Below are 16,386 nucleotides of genomic sequence, written 5' to 3' on the forward strand. Positions count from 1 at the left end.
GTGATTGCCGGGCGGATCCTTGCGGGTCCGGCCCGGCTACCTGTTTTCGCGCCTCTACAGGAAACGTCAGCATGTCCAATCCTCACAGCACCTCCCGCGCAACCACACCCTCGGGACTCAAACGCGTGGTGGCCGCCGCCATGGCCGGCACTGTCGCCGAGTGGTATGAATTCTTTCTCTATGGCACTGCTTCGGCATTGGTCTTCGGCCAGCTGTTCTTCCGCCAGACCGACAGCCCGATCGACGGCATCATCGCCGCCTTCGCCCTGTACGCCGTCGGCTTCCTCGCCCGTCCGTTGGGCGGTCTGGTGTTCGGTCACTACGGTGACAAGTTCGGCCGCAAGCGCCTGCTGCAACTGAGCCTGGTGGTGGTTGGCATCACCACGTTCCTGATGGGTTGCCTGCCCGGCTTCGACAGCATCGGCTATGCCGCGCCGGTGTTATTGGTGCTGCTGCGGCTGATCCAGGGCTTTGCCTTCGGCGGTGAATGGGGTGGCGCGATTCTGCTGGTGTCCGAGCACTGCCCGGACAATCGACGAGGCTTCTGGGCCAGTTGGCCGCAAGCCGGGGTGCCAGCCGGCAACCTGGTGGCGACCGTCGCCCTGCTGCTGTTGTCATCGAACCTGTCAGAGCAACAATTCCTCGCCTGGGGCTGGCGCGTGGCGTTCTGGTTCTCGGCGGTGGTGGTGCTGATCGGCTACTGGATTCGCACCAGCGTCGATGACGCACCGATTTTCAAGGAGGCCCAGGCCCGGCAAGCGCAGACCAAGCAGCAACAACTGGGCGTGGTAGAAGTGCTGCGTCATCACTGGCGCGCGGTGCTGGTGGGGATCGGCGCGCGGTTTGCCGAGAACATCCTCTATTACACGGTGGTCACCTTTTCGATCACTTACCTGAAACTGGTGGTGCACAAGGACACCTCAGAGATTCTGTTGCTGATGTTCGGCGCGCACTTGCTGCACTTTTTCCTGATCCCGTTGATGGGCTATCTGTCGGATATCGTGGGCCGCAAACCGGTGTACCTGATCGGCGCGGTGCTCACTGCGTTCTGGGGCTTCATCGGCTTCCCGATGATGGACACCGGTAACAATTGGCTGATCATCGGCGCCATCACCCTGGGCCTGGCCATCGAGTCGATGACCTATGCGCCCTACTCGGCGCTGATGGCCGAAATGTTCCCGACCCATGTGCGCTACACCGCCCTTTCGCTGTGCTACCAGGTGGCGCCGATCTTCGCCGGATCCCTCGCGCCGCTGATCGCCATCACCCTGCTCAACAAGTACCACAGCTCGACACCGATCGCCTGGTACCTGGTCGGCGCCGCACTGATTTCCATCGTGGCTGTCGGCCTGACCCGGGAAACCCGTGGCAAGTCGTTGCATCAGGTGGATGCCGAATCCGCTGCGCGCATTGCTGCTCTGGATAACCTCGAACCGGCCGCCACACGCCGGTTGGCTTAATCGCCAGTACGCAACCTGTAGCAGCTGCCGAAGGCTGCGTTCGAGCGCGTAGCGGTCGTAAACCATGCACCGCGGTGTGGCCGAAATACCGCGGTGCATGATTTACGACGGCTTCGCCGCCGAACGCAGCCTTCGGCAGCTGCTACGGGTCGCCGCGCTACGCCTGGCATTTCTCAACCAACGGCATTTGGCCTCGCATTCCAACAGGAGTTTTTCCATGCCCCAGATCATCGGCCACAACTACATCGGCGGTGCCCGCAGCACCGCTGGCAACATCGCGATGCACAGCCATGACGCCAACACCGGCGCAGCGCTGCCCTATTCGTTCATGCAAGCCACCGCCGAGGAAGTGCATGCCGCAGCCCAAGCCGCCGCTGCCGCTTACCCTGCCTTTCGTAACTTGCCGGCGACACGCCGTGCAGAATTTCTCGAGGCCATCGCCGCGCAACTGGATGCCCTGGATGACGAATTCGTCGCCCTGGTCACCCGCGAAACCGCCCTGCCGACCGCACGCATCCAGGGCGAACGCAGCCGTACCAGCGGCCAGATGCGTCTGTTCGCTCAGGTGCTGCGCCGGGGCGATTTCTATGGGGCGCGCATCGACCGCGCGTTGCCCGAACGTCAGCCATTGCCACGGGTCGACCTGCGCCAATACCGGATCGGCGTCGGGCCGGTGGCCGTGTTCGGCGCCAGCAATTTCCCGCTAGCCTTTTCCACCGCTGGCGGTGATACCGCGGCTGCTCTGGCCGTCGGTTGCCCGGTAGTATTCAAGGCCCACAGCGGACACATGGCGACCGCCGAATGCGTGGCCGATGCAATCATCCGCGCCGCCGAGCAAACCGACATGCCCAAAGGCGTGTTCAACATGATCTACGGCGCGGGCGTCGGTGAAACGCTGGTCAAGCATCCGGCGATCCAGGCCGTCGGTTTCACCGGCTCGCTCAAAGGCGGTCGCGCCCTCTGTGACATGGCCGCCGCACGGCCACAACCGATTCCGGTGTTCGCCGAAATGAGCAGCATCAACCCGGTGCTGGTATTGCCTGAAGCCCTGCGCGCACGGGGCGAAAAAATCGCCGGTGAACTGGTGGCGTCGGTGGTTCAGGGGTGCGGTCAGTTCTGTACCAATCCGGGGTTGGTGATCGGTATTGGCTCACCACAGTTCAGCGCGTTCACCGCGCGGCTCAGCGCCTTGATGGCCGAACAACCGGCGCAAACCATGCTCAACGCCGGCACCCTCGCCAGCTACGAAAAAGGCGTGCAGGCGTTAGTCGACCATCCAGGGATAAGCCATCTGGCAGGCCAGGACCAGCACGGTAATCAAGCGCGGCCGCAACTGTTCAAGGCCGACGTCAGCCTGCTGCTCAAGGGTGATCCGCTGTTGCAGGAAGAAGTGTTCGGCCCGACCACCCTCGTCGTCGAAGTAGCCGACAAGGCCGAGTTGCGACAAGCGCTAAACAGTTTGCACGGTCAACTCACCGCCACGTTGATTGGCGAAGCACAGGACCTGAAGGAGCACGCCGATCTGCTGGTGCTGCTGGAACAAAAGGTCGGCCGGGTACTGTTCAATGGCTACCCGACCGGCGTTGAAGTGTGCGATGCGATGGTGCATGGCGGCCCTTACCCGGCGACCTCCGACGCCCGTGGCACGTCGGTCGGCAGCCTGGCCATCGAGCGTTTCCTGCGCCCGGTGTGCTACCAGAACTGCCCGGATGCCTTACTGCCCGATGCCCTGAAAAACGCTAACCCGCTGGGTATTGCCCGCCTGGTTGATGGCGCCAGCCACCGCGAACCGGTCTGACAACACGACCTCCTGTAGGAGCGCAATGCTGTTCACTCAAGCCGTAATGCGATCTGTAGCAGCTGTCGAGCCTGCGAGGCTGCGTTCGGCTGCGCAGCAGTCGTGAGTCCGGTAGCCATGGTGTACCTGATACACCGCAATGGCTGATTTTACGACTGCTTCGCAGCCGAACGCAGCCTTCGGCAGCTGCTACAAGGAATGCGTCGCGGCTGAAATTGCTTAAGTGAACAGCATTGCCTGTGGGCATGCGGGTTATCAGGTCAGCAGCGCTTTCAGGTCGTTGTACAGCGCCTCGGGAATCTGCACGCCCTCCACCAAACTGTGCGCCCGCGCCGCATAACGCCGTTGCGACGGCAAGCGCGCCCCCTGCCCTTCAATCCCCTGAAACAACACCTCGGCCCGGGCCAAGTGCTCCTCAGTGGCCACCCCCAGAAAACGTCGCGGATCCAGCGCGATGATCAACTCGCCATGGTACGGCGACGACTTGCTGCCCGCGTCGTAAGCCAGGGACTCGGCGCTGGTCAGGTCACCGATCAAAGGCCCGGCGATTAACTCCACCATCGCCGCCAGCGCCGAGCCCTTGTGCCCTCCGAACGTCAGCATCGCGCCGCCGTCGAGCACCACGCTGGCATCGGTGCTCGGCCGCCCCTCGGCGTCCACGCCCCAGCCCTCGGGAATCGCCTTGCCGGCACGCCGATGCAACTCGATATCGCCACGGGCAATCGCACTGGTGGCGAAGTCGAACACAAACGGATCCTGCCCCGCCCGCGGCCAGCCAAAGGCTATAGGATTGGTGCCGAACACCGGCTCACGTCCCCCGGCCGGCGCCACCCAGGCATGGCTAGGATTACACGCCAGCGCCACCAGCCCGGCGGCGGTCAACTGCTCGATCTCCACCCATAGCGCCGAGAAATGCACACAATGATTGATCGCCAACGCCGCAATCCCGTTGGCCCGGGTTTTCTCCTCCAGTAACGGCAGACCCGCCTGGAACGCCAACTGCGAAAAACCTCCACCGGCATCCACCCGCACAATCGACGGCGCCTGGTCGATCACTCGCGGCTCGGCATCGGCCGACACCTTGCCGGCTCGCAGGGAATTCACGCAGCCCAGAATCCGGTACAAACCGTGGGAGGCACAGCCGTCGCGCTCGCCGGCGATCACGGTCGCCGCCACCGCTTGCGCATGAGGCAGATTAAAACCGTTGTGCAACAGAATCGATTCGGCCAGCTCACGGGCTTCGATCAGGGTCAGTCGGATCATGCTCATCTCCTTGGACAGACCGGTCAGGGTGGTCTATCCGCGGAGCTGTGGCTTGATGGGTTTGGTCACGGAGGGTGACGAAATGGGCACAGCCTTCAGAGGCCGGCCCCTTGGCGGGGTCTCCCTGCTGGTTGTGTAAAAATCATTGAGTACCCGCTTCTGAGGAAATCACCCGAGCCAATAAAACTTGCAGGGGATGGAGCACCGTTGCGCCTTCCTGACGCTTGACCTGGCTGCGGCAAGAATAGCCATCGGCAACGACTCGCCCCGATTGGTTGAACTTTTGAATGAGCGGCTTCCAGGATTGCCCATAGATCGTGTCCGACGTTTTGGCGTTTCGCGCCTCATGTCCGTAGGTACCCGACATCCCGCAGCAGCCGCTTGCGGGTACCTGAAGCGTCAGACCCATACGTTCGAAGATCTTCTGCCATTGGCCAATGCTGCCTGGTTCATTGGTTTTTTCCGTGCAGTGCGGCAGGAAGTGATAAGGCTCGCCCTCCTTCGCCACTTCACCCTCGAGCAGCGCATTGATCAGCCACTCCTGCGCAAGCAACACGAGGGGAGCCTGGCCGTCTTTCAATGTCTTGGCGTACTCCTGTCGATAAACCAGAGTCATCGCGGGATCGAGCCCCACCAGTGGAATCTGGTACTGCTGAAGACTCAGCAAAGACTGCCCATTGAAGCTGGCAGCCTTCTCAAAGGCCTTGAGGAAGCCCTGCACCTGAAGTGGTTTGCCGTTCGGCGCGTACGGCGCCAGGTAGACCTTGTAACCGAGCCTTGAGATCAGCTCCACCCAGTCAACGAGCAACGGAGTTTCGAAAAAGCGAGTAAAGGCATCCTGAACGAGAATGACGCTTTTGCCACGCTGCTCATCTGAAAGGGCAGCCAGACGCTGAGGTGTCGCCACCTCCACGTTCCAACGTCGGCAAGCCGCTGCAAAATCCACCAGGCTGAGTAGCGGGCTATCGACCATCCCGGCGGCTCGTTCGAGCAGCCAGCGAACCGGTCGAGCACTCATCACGACGTTGTAGAGGCGCGGCATCCTGGCGATGTAAGGCACCGTGTATTCCAACGAGCCGATCAGGTAGTCCTTGAGCGGGCGCAGATAGCGACTGTGATACAGCTCAAGGAAGCGCGATCGGAACTCCGGCACATTCACTTTGACCGGACATTGGCCGGCGCATGATTTACAGGCCAGGCAACCGCTCATCGCTTCGTAGACTTCATGGGAAAAGTCTGGCTGCCCCAGCTTTTGTGCAAGGCTGTTAACGGCCCGGCGGGCAACGCTCTGCGACCCGGCGGACAAACGAACGCGATCGCTTGCCTCCAGCACATCAACACCTTGCTCGCCCTGCAACCTCAGCCATTCACGTATCAGTGATGCTCGGCCTTTGGGAGAGTGGATACGATTACGCGTCGCCTTCCAGGAGGGGCACATGGCGTCATCAGGATCGAAGTTGTAGCACGCGCCATTGCCATTGCAGTGCACAGCGGTGTCATAGCTTTGCCAGACACGCTCATCGATTGTCCGGTCCAGGTCACCGCGTAATGTCACTTCGTCGACGCGTGTCAGTCGAGCGCCAGGCACGGTTTTCGGCGTTGCGATCTTGCCTGGATTGAGTTGATTGTGTGGATCGAAGGCGGCCTTGAGTGCTTGCAGCGCAGGGTACAAATCACCGAAGTAATCCGGCACATACTGCGACCGCAAGCCCTTGCCGTGCTCGCCCCACAACAAACCGCCATGCTTTTGCGTCAGGGCCGCGACTGCATCGGAGATCGGGCGGATCAGGGCCGCCTGGGCAGGGTCTTTCATGTCGAGGATCGGGCGCACATGCAGCACACCGGCGTCGACGTGGCCGAACATGCCGTACTGCAGGTCATGGCTATCCAGCAGTGCGCGAAACTCCTGGATGAAGTCAGCGAGGTTTTCCGGCGGAACGGCGGTGTCTTCGACAAACGGCTGCGGCCTGGCCTCGCCTTTGACGTTGCCCAGCAACCCGACCGCTCGCTTGCGCATCGCATAAACACGCTTGAGCGCATCGGCGCCGATCGCCAGCGTGTGGCCCAACCGCACGACCGAAGTATCGCGCTGCAGGTGCAGGACAAATTCGTGAACGCTTTGCTGCACGACCTCTTCTTCATCACCGCTGAATTCAATCAGGTTGATCCCGAGGGTCGGTGTGTCAGGGTTTTCAGGGAAATACTCTGCGACGCCGTGCCAGACGATATCGTTCATCGCCAGCATCAGCACTTTGGAATCCACGGTCTCGATCGACAGAGGCTTCATGGCCATCAACGCCTTGGCATCGCGCAAGGCATCCATGAATCCGGCGTAACGCACGTTAACCAGGATCGAATATTTGGGGATGGGCAGGACGTTCAGTTTTGCCTCAACGATGAACCCAAGCGAGCCTTCAGAGCCGCAAAGCACGCTGTTCAGGTTAAAGCGTCCATCTGATTCGCGCAGATGCGCCAGGTCGTAACCGGTCAGGCAGCGATTGAGTTTGGGGAAGGTGGTTTCGATCAGATCAGCGTGGGTATCGGCGATCTCCACTGCGCACTTGTAGACCGCACCCACCCGATCCTTGCGTCCGGTCAGGGCGGGCAAATGCTCGGGGTCGACCGCTGAGCTGGTGAGACGATGACCGCCAAGCAACACCGTCGAAAGCTCGAGAACATGATCGCGAGTCTTGCCATAGGTGCAGCTGCCCTGACCACTCGCATCGGTGTTGATCATGCCGCCGATGGTCGCGCGATTCGACGTCGAGAGTTCAGGGGCAAAGAACAAGCCGTAAGGTTTGAGTGCGGCATTCAGCTGATCCTTGACCACACCGCTCTGTACTCTGACCCAGCGCTCCTCAACATTGATGTCGAGGATCTTGTTCAAATGGCGGGACAGGTCGACCACCACGCCCTCGGTGAGCGATTGCCCGTTGGTGCCGGTGCCTCCACCCCGGGGCGTGAGCACCACCGCACTGTGTTCTGGATGACTGACCAGCCGCGACAAAATCTCCACGTCCCGCGCATCCAGAGGAAACACCGCCGCTTGCGGCAGACGCTGGTAAATGGAGTTGTCGGTGGCCAATACCGTTCGGTCGCCATAGTCGCGGGCAATCTCTCCTTGAAACCCCGCCCCCTGGAGCGCGTTCAGAAACGCGTCATAGGTCGTTTTCTGGGAATCAGGAGGCGATAACCGGGCAATCATGATGGAGTTCCTACGGGCTAAAAAGCTAATCTATGCATTCACATTACGTATGCTCAGTACAAGGCGCCCCGAGCAGGTGCATATGGTTTTTGTGATTCTTGCGTCTATGCACGCTTGGAACAAACGTAATTCCTGCTGGTTTTGCATGAGCTTTATGAATGAACCCTAGAAGACTGACCCCTTCGATGTCGCTGTTGGTTGCCTTTGAGGCGGCCGCGCGCCATTGCAGCTTCACCAAAGCCGCAGAAGAACTGGCATTGACCCAGAGCGCGGTCAGCCGGCAGGTACAAACCCTGGAGGCCCAACTTGAAATCCAGCTCTTCAGGCGCGAAGGCCGAAAGATTGAACTGACGGCTGCCGGAGCACTTTATCAACACGAGTTGACGGCAGCGTTGGGACGCATTCGAAGCGCAACATTGCAGACCATTTCGTACAAGAACGACGGTGGCCCCTTGAACTTGGCGGTACTGCCGACACTGGGTTCGAAATGGCTGCTGCCACGGATGCATGAGTTCTATGCAAAACATCCCGCAATATTGGTTCACATACACTCGAGGATCATCCGCGAGGACATTCAATCTTCAACCCAAGACATGAACGCAATCATCTGCGCGGGCTCCGGGGAGTGGCCGGGCTACATTTCGCATAAGTTGCTCACGGAAAAACTGGTGGTGGTTGCCAGCCCCACCGCACTGCCCGAGTACCGTTCGATGTCACCGGCGAACGTTGCCGAGCATGCCCTGTTGAACGTCGTATCCAGGCCAAGTGCCTGGTCTGACTGGTTTGATCGCCATAACATCGATCACACCAACATGAGATCCGGCCCGAGCTTCGAGTTCACCGCCCACCTCATTCAAGCGGTGTCGGCGGGCATCGGGATTGGCTTGGTTCCGGAAATTCTGGTGCAGGACGAACTCAAGAGCGGCGACCTCGTTGCATTGTTCGAGCCGATGGACAGCGGCCGCAGTTACTACCTGGTCTACGCGACCCGCTACCAGCACCTACCCTCCCTGAATGCCTTCAGCACCTGGCTTCTATCGCTTCCGTTTCCAGACAAATGAGCCGGGGCCCTGCCGCGCTGGGCCAAAAACCGACGTAACACCAGCGACAAGCGATGAGGCATCTCGCGCTTCCTGCGTCATGGCGCTCTCAGTCAACTCTGGCCGTTGTGCTCAAGCATCACCAACGGCCGGGAATTAAAGTCGAAGTGCCAGGGGAAGCTACCCCGGCTCACAATTCCAAGAATAGAGCCACTTCGATGAGCCTGAAAAAATCCCTGCCAGCCTGCCTGGCACTCAGCTTCGCATCGTTTGCCGCACTCGCAGCAGATGGCCCTCCACCACCGTCAGTGAGTGAGCCCAGCGGTATCAACCTGGGCGGCACCAGTTTCTACGACGGTTTCGCGGGGCCGCCCGGTCTATCCCATCTGACCTATCTGAAATTCAGCACCGCACGCAGCATCAGGGACAATGCAGGCAAGGATAATGGCGCCTTCGACAACCCGAAGATCAACGTCATCTCGCTGATCAATCAGCTGAGCTATTACTCACCCGACACCATCGGCGGCGGTGCACACCTGGGCTGGAGCCTATTGGTGCCAATCATCTCCCTGGACGGTGACTTTGGCGACCACGGTGCCAAGCTCCAGGATAACGGCACGGGCCTCGGGGATGTCACGGTAGGGCCGCAGGTCCAGTTCGACCCGATCGTCGACGCCCACGGCAGGCCCGTTTTTGTGCAGCGCCTGGCCTTCGACACCATCCTTCCAACCGGCAAATACGATAAACACAAGGACCTGAACCCAGGCTCCAATTACTTCTCTCTGAACCCCTACTGGGCGGCGACCTGGATGCCGGCGCCTCGTTGGGAGGTGAGCTGGAGGCTGCATTACCTGTACAACTTCAAGAACAAGGATCCCGCGAGCAGCTCGACGCAACTTTTCGAGGGCCAGCCTGTGCGCGACACCCAGGCAGGACAATCGGCGTGGGCCAACTTCACGGCCTCGTATGAAGTGATCCCCAACGTATCGCTCGGGATCAACGGGTACTACTTCAAGCAAATATCAGACGATAAGGTCAACGGGGACCGGCTGAGCAACTCTCGGGAAAAGGTGTTGGGCATCGGCCCGGGCCTGTTCTGGAAAATCAGCGATGGCCAGGGCTTCTGGCTGAACACCTATAAAGAGACTGGCGTCGAGAACCGCGCGCAAACGGATTACGCCGTCCAGATCCGATACGCCCACACATTCTGACCGATGTGCGCCCACTCGTGCATGAGCGGGCCCTTTTACCCGAGGTGATGTTTCATGAACGCGCTCGACGCCATTAACAGCAAAAAATCATTGGCCGCTATCTGCCTGATGATGGTCATTTCCTTGGGGACGCTGCAAATCCAGCCTATTCTGGGCGGTGCCTTTATCGACCAACTCGGCTTGCCGCTGCATGCCATCGGTGCCATTTTTGCCGCAGAACTGATTGCGATGGCAGTCGCCTGCGGCGCTTGCGCCATGTTGATGGCCAGCGTCGACCGGCGTCGCTTTGCCCTGATTGCCTTGCTGATGCTGGTACTCGGCAATCTGGCCAGTGCTCAGTTGCACAGCCAGGGGTTGCTACTGATCTGCCGAATGATATGCGGCGCAAGCGGAGGCGCCGTCATGGCCGTTGTCTACGCCACGGCAGCCCTGCGCACATCCAAGGATTCGACATTCGCGGTGATCAATATCGGCAACCTGCTGTGGGGCATGCTGCTTGTGAGTTCCATGCCGCTGATTCTGAAATCCTACGGTGTGGCTGGGGCGTTTTATCTCTTGGCCATCGCCAGCGCCCTGGCGATCGCCGGTTACTGGAGAGTGCCGAGGAACTACCCTGGGGCACATCGTGCGGCGAGCGGCTCGGTCCGGCCTTTCGGGCTCACGTCCATCTTGCTGCTGATGCTTTTTGCACTGCTGTTTTTTGGCCACTCCGCGTTGTGGGTTTATCAAGAGCGCATCGGCAAAAGCATTGGCCTGGAACCTCAACAGATCGGCGGGATACTGGGGGGCAGCATCCTTGCCGGTGCCCTTGGCGCGGCACTGGCCGGACTTATCGGCAGGCGTCTCGGGTTGCTGGTTCCGCAACTGCTGAGCTTCGGCACGGCGCTGATTGCGACACTGATCATGGTCTACGGCGATACCCCTGTCGCTTTTGCAGTCACTGCCTGCCTGATCCATGCCGTGTGGTTTTTCAGCCTGCCTTATCTGCTGTCCATGGCGGCCGAACTGGACTCATCCGGCCGACTGGCCGGGCTGGGTAACGCCGCGATTTTCGTCGGCCAGGGCCTCGGCCCGTTTGGCGCAGCACTCGTGGTGGGTGAGGGACACTTCCGCGCTGTCGGGTGGTTGGCGGCTTCTGCCTATCTGACCGCCTTGGTGATCTCGTGTCTGCTGGTGGTGCGCTTTCGTCGTGACACGAAGACTTGCGCAGCAGCACTGTCGCCTCAGTCGGCTTGATAAACCCAGCAGGCTCAACCATGAACAACCGCTGCCCATTTTTAGAGGTGATCCCGATGCCCCATCCGTTTCCCCAAACCCCTGAGTTTTCCGGCGCGCTCTATGCACCCAGCCGCGTAGAAGCAGAGGTGTTCGACCTGGAGATTGAAGGCACCCTTCCGGCCTCGATCCGTGGAGTTTTCTATCAAGTCGCGCCAGACCCGCAATACCCGCCGATGCTGGGCAACGATATTTTCTTCAACGGCGACGGGATGGTCAGCGCGTTTAACTTTGCCGATGGCAAGGTATCGATGCGACGTCGCTACGTAAAAACCGACCGTTTGATGGCTCAGCGCCGTGAAGGTCGCTCGCTCAATGGCGTCTATCGCAACGTTTTCACCAATGATCCTCTGGCAGCGAAAAACAATACGACTGCCAATACCAGCGTTGTCGCTCATAACGGTGTATTGCTTGCACTCAAAGAGGATGCCCTGCCCTGGGCAATGGATCTCGAAACCCTGGAAACCCTCGGCGAATGGAGTTTTGACGGGCAGATCGAATCAGCGACGTTCACCGCCCACCCCAAGCTCGACCCGGTAACTGGAAACCTCTTGGCCTTCAGCTACGAAGCCAAAGGTGACGGCACGCCCGACCTGGCCTATTTCGAACTGTCGCCCGACGGCAAACTGCTGCACCAAATCTGGTTCCAGGCGCCTTACGCGGCCATGGTTCATGACTTTGCGGTAACTGAACACTACGTGGTGTTCCCGCTGATTCCGTTGACGGTCGACGTCGAGCGTATGAAAAACGGCGGCCAGCATTTCCAATGGCAACCTGATCTGCCTCAGCTCTTCGCCGTCGTACCCCGCAATGGGCACGCGGAGGACGTTCGTTGGTTCAAGGGCCCCAAGGACGGTTTCCAGGGCCATACGCTCAACGCGTTCGATGAGGACGACAAGGTTTACGTGGACATGCCGGTCACCGGCGGGAACATCTTTTACTTCTTTCCTCAGGCCGACGGTTATGTCCCGCCACCTGAAACCCTGGCTGCCAGCCTGATGCGCTGGACCTTCGATCTCACCAGCACCCAGGACGATATTCAACCGCAGCCATTGACGGATTACCCCTGCGAATTCCCGAGGTGCGATGACCGCTACATCGGCCGAAAATACGAGCACGGCTTTGTACTCGCGTTCGATCCAGAGCGCCCGTATAACCCGGCGAATGGGCCGATACCGTTTCAATTCTTCAATCTGCTGGCTCGTGTAAACCTCAAGACAGGAGCCACCGACGCCTGGTTTCCCGGTGACAGCGGATGCTTCCAGGAACCCATTTTCATTCCACGCGCCCCTGATGCACAGGAAGCGGATGGTTATGTCGTCGCTCTGCTCAATCTCATCGCAGAAGGCCGTAGTGAGCTCGTCGTACTGGACTCTGGTGACATGGCGAGTGGCCCCATTGCGCGAATCAAAGTGCCGTTCCGGCTGCGCATGTCGCTGCATGGTTGCTGGGTGCCGAGTAAAAAATGAAGCCATGAAGGCCCGCTGAAATGCCTGGAAGACAGTGATTATCCAGGCTGGGATGGGGCTCCTGTTCTGATCTCCCATAAACGTCACAGTCTCGTATTGCCTGTTCTGGAGGGTCGGCAAAGTGCTGCCAAAAATACATAAAAAGCAAAATTCCTGCATTTTGAGATTTATTAAAAATCTCTCTTTACAGGATTAAATCGTAGGAATAGATTCAACCTCAACCGCCCGCGGCTTACCCGCGGCCATAGTCGCATGAGCAGTAACGAGCACTCTTTGCCCCCTGCGCATGCACTGAACTTCTTCCAAGGAGCACTCAATGAAACTCGCGAGCTTTATGGTTCAAGGCCGTAGCACCTATGGCGTCGTCGATGGCGAGCACATCATCGATCTGGAGTCGGTCAAGCAGACCTTCGGCACCGACCTCAAACAAGCCATCGCCAACAATCGCCTGGCCGAGCTGACCCACGACATCCTGGCGAGTCTGCAGCGCTTGCCTCTGGCTGAAGTGACCTTTCTGCCCGTTATCCCGAACCCGGGAAAAGTGCTGTGCATTGGCATCAACTACGCCACACATGTGCGTGAAACCGGTCGCGAGATGCCGACCTACCCAATGATTTTCACCCGATTCGCCGACAGCCAGACCGCCCACCTGCAACCCATCGTTCGTCCAAAGGCCTCGCACAAGCTCGATTTTGAAGGCGAGTTGGCGGTGGTGATCGGCAAGCCGGCGCGTCACGTCAAGCAAGCCGACGCGCTGGACTATGTCGCCGGTTACGCCTGCTACAACGACGGCAGTGTTCGCGACTGGCAGAAGCACACCATTCAGTTCGTACCGGGCAAGAATTTCCCCGGTACCGGCGGTTTTGGCCCTTGGCTGGTCACCCGGGACGAGATTGGTGATCCACAGGACCTGGAACTGACCACCCGCCTCAATGGCGAAGTGATGCAGCACACCAGCACCAGCGACATGATTTTCGATGTGCGCAAGTTGATCGAATACTGCTCCACCTTCACCGAACTGGCTCCCGGTGACGTGATTGTCAGCGGCACCACCGGTGGCGTCGGCGCGTTCCGTGAACCACCGGTATGGATGAAACCGGGCGATGAAGTCGAAATCGAGATTTCGCGAATCGGCATCCTGCGCAACAGCATCGTCGACGAGCAGTAAGCCATGGACACACTACGCGAATCGGAACAACTGCCGGGGCAAGATACCGACAGTAAAGGTTCGAGCCTGGAGCGCATGCTGCGGGTACTCGATCTGTTTACCGAAGAGAGTCCGATCTGGGCTGTCGATGACATGGGCAGTGCACTGGGCTTCACCCGTTCGACCATTTATCGCTATGTGCGCGAACTGGCCGAGGCCAATCTGTTGTTCCAGGTCGGGGCCGGACATTACGCGCTGGGCGCGAGGATCATTACCTGGGATCGTCAGTTGCGACTGAGCGACCCCCTGGTGCGCGCCGCGCAATCATTGGAGCCAAGCCTCCCACGCTGGAGCGAGCAGCAGATCTGGCTGATCTGCCGCCTGTTCAAGGACCAGGTGGTCTGCATTCATCAATACGGCGAGTTGTTCAGCGAGGTCAGCTACTCACGCGGCTCCCCGAGGCCGTTGTTCCTGGGGGCAACTTCCAAGGCCATCCTCGCCAACATGAGCTCGCGTCAACACAGCCAGCTCTACCTGGAGAACCCCGATGAGGTGCGCGCCAGCAACCTTGGCCACACCTGGGAACAGTTCCGTCGCTCGCTGCAGCACCTGCGTCGTCAGGGCTATGTGGCCAGCGCCGGCGAAGTCGACGCGGGGGTCTATGGCCTCGCCGCGCCGATCTTCGATAGCGATGGCAAAGTCGTTGGCAGCATCAGTTGCGTTCGCCCGATTCAGGAACGTGACAGCACTCGGGAAGAGCAACAAGGACGGCAGATCGTTGCCCTGGCGCAAAACCTGTCGCAGCTCATGGCTGCACTCGCCAACCGCCCCAAGCCATTGGACTGAGCCATCCGGAAGGGAACAACAACAATGAAACCCCTCAAAACAATCAGTACACACGTTTTGATCATCGGTGCCGGCCCCACCGGACTGACCCTGGCCAACCTGCTTGGCCAGGCCGATGTGGACACCTTGATCATCGATCGCAAGCCCGGCACGGTGACAGAGCCACGGGCCGTTTCAATCGATGACGAATCCTTGCGCACCATGCAGGCCGTCGGGCTGGATGAAGCCGTATTGCGTGACGTGGTGCCAGGCTACGGCGTGCACTATTTCACCCGGCCTGGTGGCCGCTGCTTCGGCAAAGTCGAACCTACCGGCAAGTTGTATGGGTTCCCCAAGCGCAATGCGTTTCGCCAGCCACTGTTTGAAGGCACGCTGAAAACGGGCCTCGAGCGTTTCGCCAACCTGAAGGCGCGCTTCAGCCATGAGTTGCTGGAGTTCAATCAGGACAACCACGGTGTGCGCGCGCTGATTCGCGATGCCGATGGCGAGTTGATGGAAGTCAACGCCACTTACCTGGTCGCCTGCGACGGCGGCCGTAGCCCGGTGCGCAAGCAACTCGGGGTTGAGATGGTTGGCTCAAGCTTCTCCTCGCGCTGGCTGGTGGTCGACACCGATCAAGATGACGATCCGTTCTGGCAAACGCGCGTGTACTGCGATGCGCGCCGTCCCGTGGTTGAAGTACCCGGCCCCCACCGCACACGCCGCTTCGAGTTTCTGCTCAAGCCGGACGAAACGGATGACCAAGTGCTCAGCGACACTCGCCTGCAAGCGTTGCTTCACCCTTTCAAGGGCAACACTCCGGCGTCCATCGTGCGCAAGACCGTTTACACCTTCCACGCCCGGGTTGCCGAACGGTGGCAAGTGGGTCGCGTGTTTCTCGCCGGCGATGCCGCGCATCTGACCCCGCCCTATGCCGGACAAGGCATGAACAGCGGTGTCCGCGATGCCCATAACCTGGCCTGGAAACTGATTGGCGTGCTCAAGGGCAAAATGGCTGAAACGGCTCTGCTGTCTTACGAAAGCGAGCGCCGCGATCATGCCTGGGCACTGATCAGGTTGGCCTTGAACCTGGGCGTGGTCATGGCGCCGGCTACCGTCTTGCGCGCTCGCTTGATCAGCTGTGCATTCGCCGTGATCGGCCTGCTGCCACCGCTGCGAGACTATTTCCTGCAAATGCGCTTCAAGCCAAAACCCCGATTCACCAAAGGACTGGTACTGACCGAAGGAAAAGCCGGAAAACTGTCCTGCGGGCATATGTTCCCTCAACCGATGCTCACCGATGCCCAGGGCCAGGAATCTCTGCTCGACGACTCGATCGGCCCCGGCTTCGCCCTGATTCAGTACGGCGACCACAGCCGCCAACGTATCGATGAACTCCAGCATGGCTTCTGGTCCCACCTCGAAGCCAAACGCATTCTGATCCTGCCCGAACCTGTCAAAACCATGCCTTCGATGCCTGGCTGCACGGTGCTCCATGACCGCCAGGGTTTGCTCAAAGAAATACTGGGCGATTCAAACACGTTCTTGCTGCTGCGCCCGGATCGCTATATCGCCGCCATCTTCGACAAGGCCGGCGAAACAAAGGCTGCCGAGTCGCTGCAGTCGCTGTTCGGCATCGCGCAGGCGCGAAACCGGACTGCCGAGTCGAGTATCGCGCCGGTCTTTCCCTGAA

Annotated in this window: 11 protein-coding genes; 9 read left to right on the top strand and 2 right to left on the bottom strand. The window is 59.8% G+C overall.

The window, feature by feature from the left end; translation table 11 throughout:
* Nucleotides 1–71: 71 nt before the first annotated feature.
* Both abaF and PSH64_RS20315 read left to right on the top strand, forming a co-directional pair.
* On the top strand, nucleotides 72–1,460 hold the full coding sequence (gene abaF, locus PSH64_RS20310) for a fosfomycin efflux MFS transporter AbaF (protein WP_305478401.1): 1,389 nt from the start codon (nucleotides 72–74) through the stop codon (nucleotides 1,458–1,460).
* Nucleotides 1,461–1,677: 217 nt separating this feature from the next.
* Nucleotides 1,678–3,258, top strand: coding sequence for an aldehyde dehydrogenase (NADP(+)) (locus tag PSH64_RS20315; RefSeq protein WP_305478403.1), 1,581 nt, complete (start codon nucleotides 1,678–1,680; stop codon nucleotides 3,256–3,258).
* 255 nt (nucleotides 3,259–3,513) lie between these two features.
* Here PSH64_RS20315 and PSH64_RS20320 read toward each other — a convergent pair whose 3' ends face one another.
* On the bottom strand, nucleotides 3,514–4,521 hold the full coding sequence (locus tag PSH64_RS20320; RefSeq protein WP_305478404.1) for an Ldh family oxidoreductase: 1,008 nt from the start codon (nucleotides 4,519–4,521) through the stop codon (nucleotides 3,514–3,516).
* Between the two features lie 142 nt (nucleotides 4,522–4,663).
* On the bottom strand, nucleotides 4,664–7,726 hold the full coding sequence (locus PSH64_RS20325; protein ID WP_305478405.1) for an FAD-binding and (Fe-S)-binding domain-containing protein: 3,063 nt from the start codon (nucleotides 7,724–7,726) through the stop codon (nucleotides 4,664–4,666).
* A 158-nt stretch (nucleotides 7,727–7,884) separates the two neighbouring features.
* Here PSH64_RS20325 and PSH64_RS20330 point away from each other — a divergent pair, with 158 nt between their 5' ends.
* The 7 genes from PSH64_RS20330 to PSH64_RS20360 all read left to right on the top strand — a co-directional run bounded on the left by PSH64_RS20330 (nucleotide 7,885) and on the right by PSH64_RS20360 (nucleotide 16,385).
* Nucleotides 7,885–8,787, top strand: coding sequence for a LysR substrate-binding domain-containing protein (locus PSH64_RS20330; protein WP_305478406.1), 903 nt, complete (start codon nucleotides 7,885–7,887; stop codon nucleotides 8,785–8,787).
* Nucleotides 8,788–8,984: 197 nt separating this feature from the next.
* Nucleotides 8,985–9,977: a transporter gene (locus PSH64_RS20335; protein ID WP_305478407.1), complete on the top strand. Its 993-nt coding sequence runs from the start codon at nucleotides 8,985–8,987 to the stop codon at nucleotides 9,975–9,977.
* Nucleotides 9,978–10,031: 54 nt separating this feature from the next.
* Nucleotides 10,032–11,213, top strand: coding sequence for an MFS transporter (locus tag PSH64_RS20340; protein ID WP_305478408.1), 1,182 nt, complete (start codon nucleotides 10,032–10,034; stop codon nucleotides 11,211–11,213).
* Nucleotides 11,214–11,269: 56 nt separating this feature from the next.
* Nucleotides 11,270–12,721 carry a carotenoid oxygenase family protein gene (locus tag PSH64_RS20345; protein ID WP_305481192.1) on the top strand — a complete coding sequence of 484 codons (1,452 nt, stop codon included), beginning with the start codon at nucleotides 11,270–11,272 and terminating at the stop codon, nucleotides 12,719–12,721.
* Nucleotides 12,722–13,037: 316 nt separating this feature from the next.
* The gene (locus PSH64_RS20350; protein ID WP_305478409.1) at nucleotides 13,038–13,889 is read left to right on the top strand and encodes a fumarylacetoacetate hydrolase family protein; all 852 of its coding nucleotides are present in this window, start codon (nucleotides 13,038–13,040) and stop codon (nucleotides 13,887–13,889) included.
* Between the two features lie 3 nt (nucleotides 13,890–13,892).
* Nucleotides 13,893–14,714, top strand: a complete 822-nt coding sequence (locus PSH64_RS20355; RefSeq protein ID WP_105347740.1) for an IclR family transcriptional regulator — start codon at nucleotides 13,893–13,895, stop codon at nucleotides 14,712–14,714.
* 24 nt (nucleotides 14,715–14,738) lie between these two features.
* Nucleotides 14,739–16,385, top strand: a complete 1,647-nt coding sequence (locus tag PSH64_RS20360) for a bifunctional 3-(3-hydroxy-phenyl)propionate/3-hydroxycinnamic acid hydroxylase (RefSeq protein WP_305478411.1) — start codon at nucleotides 14,739–14,741, stop codon at nucleotides 16,383–16,385.
* Nucleotide 16,386: the final 1 nt, after the last annotated feature.

It is taken from the genome of Pseudomonas sp. FP1742 (assembly GCF_030687145.1).
Classification (GTDB): Bacteria; Pseudomonadota; Gammaproteobacteria; order Pseudomonadales; family Pseudomonadaceae; genus Aquipseudomonas; species Aquipseudomonas frederiksbergensis_D.

Bases quoted from the DNA above. Each gene is read 5' to 3' on its own strand.
- abaF (WP_305478401.1), top strand. From the start codon at position 72: ATGTCCAATCCTCACAGCACCTCCCGCGCAACCACACCCTCGGGACTC.
- PSH64_RS20315 (WP_305478403.1), top strand. From the start codon at position 1,678: ATGCCCCAGATCATCGGCCACAACTACATCGGCGGTGCCCGCAGCACC.
- PSH64_RS20320 (WP_305478404.1), bottom strand. From the start codon at position 4,521: ATGATCCGACTGACCCTGATCGAAGCCCGTGAGCTGGCCGAATCGATT.
- PSH64_RS20325 (WP_305478405.1), bottom strand. From the start codon at position 7,726: ATGATTGCCCGGTTATCGCCTCCTGATTCCCAGAAAACGACCTATGAC.
- PSH64_RS20330 (WP_305478406.1), top strand. From the start codon at position 7,885: ATGAACCCTAGAAGACTGACCCCTTCGATGTCGCTGTTGGTTGCCTTT.
- PSH64_RS20335 (WP_305478407.1), top strand. From the start codon at position 8,985: ATGAGCCTGAAAAAATCCCTGCCAGCCTGCCTGGCACTCAGCTTCGCA.
- PSH64_RS20340 (WP_305478408.1), top strand. From the start codon at position 10,032: ATGAACGCGCTCGACGCCATTAACAGCAAAAAATCATTGGCCGCTATC.
- PSH64_RS20345 (WP_305481192.1), top strand. From the start codon at position 11,270: ATGCCCCATCCGTTTCCCCAAACCCCTGAGTTTTCCGGCGCGCTCTAT.
- PSH64_RS20350 (WP_305478409.1), top strand. From the start codon at position 13,038: ATGAAACTCGCGAGCTTTATGGTTCAAGGCCGTAGCACCTATGGCGTC.
- PSH64_RS20355 (WP_105347740.1), top strand. From the start codon at position 13,893: ATGGACACACTACGCGAATCGGAACAACTGCCGGGGCAAGATACCGAC.
- PSH64_RS20360 (WP_305478411.1), top strand. From the start codon at position 14,739: ATGAAACCCCTCAAAACAATCAGTACACACGTTTTGATCATCGGTGCC.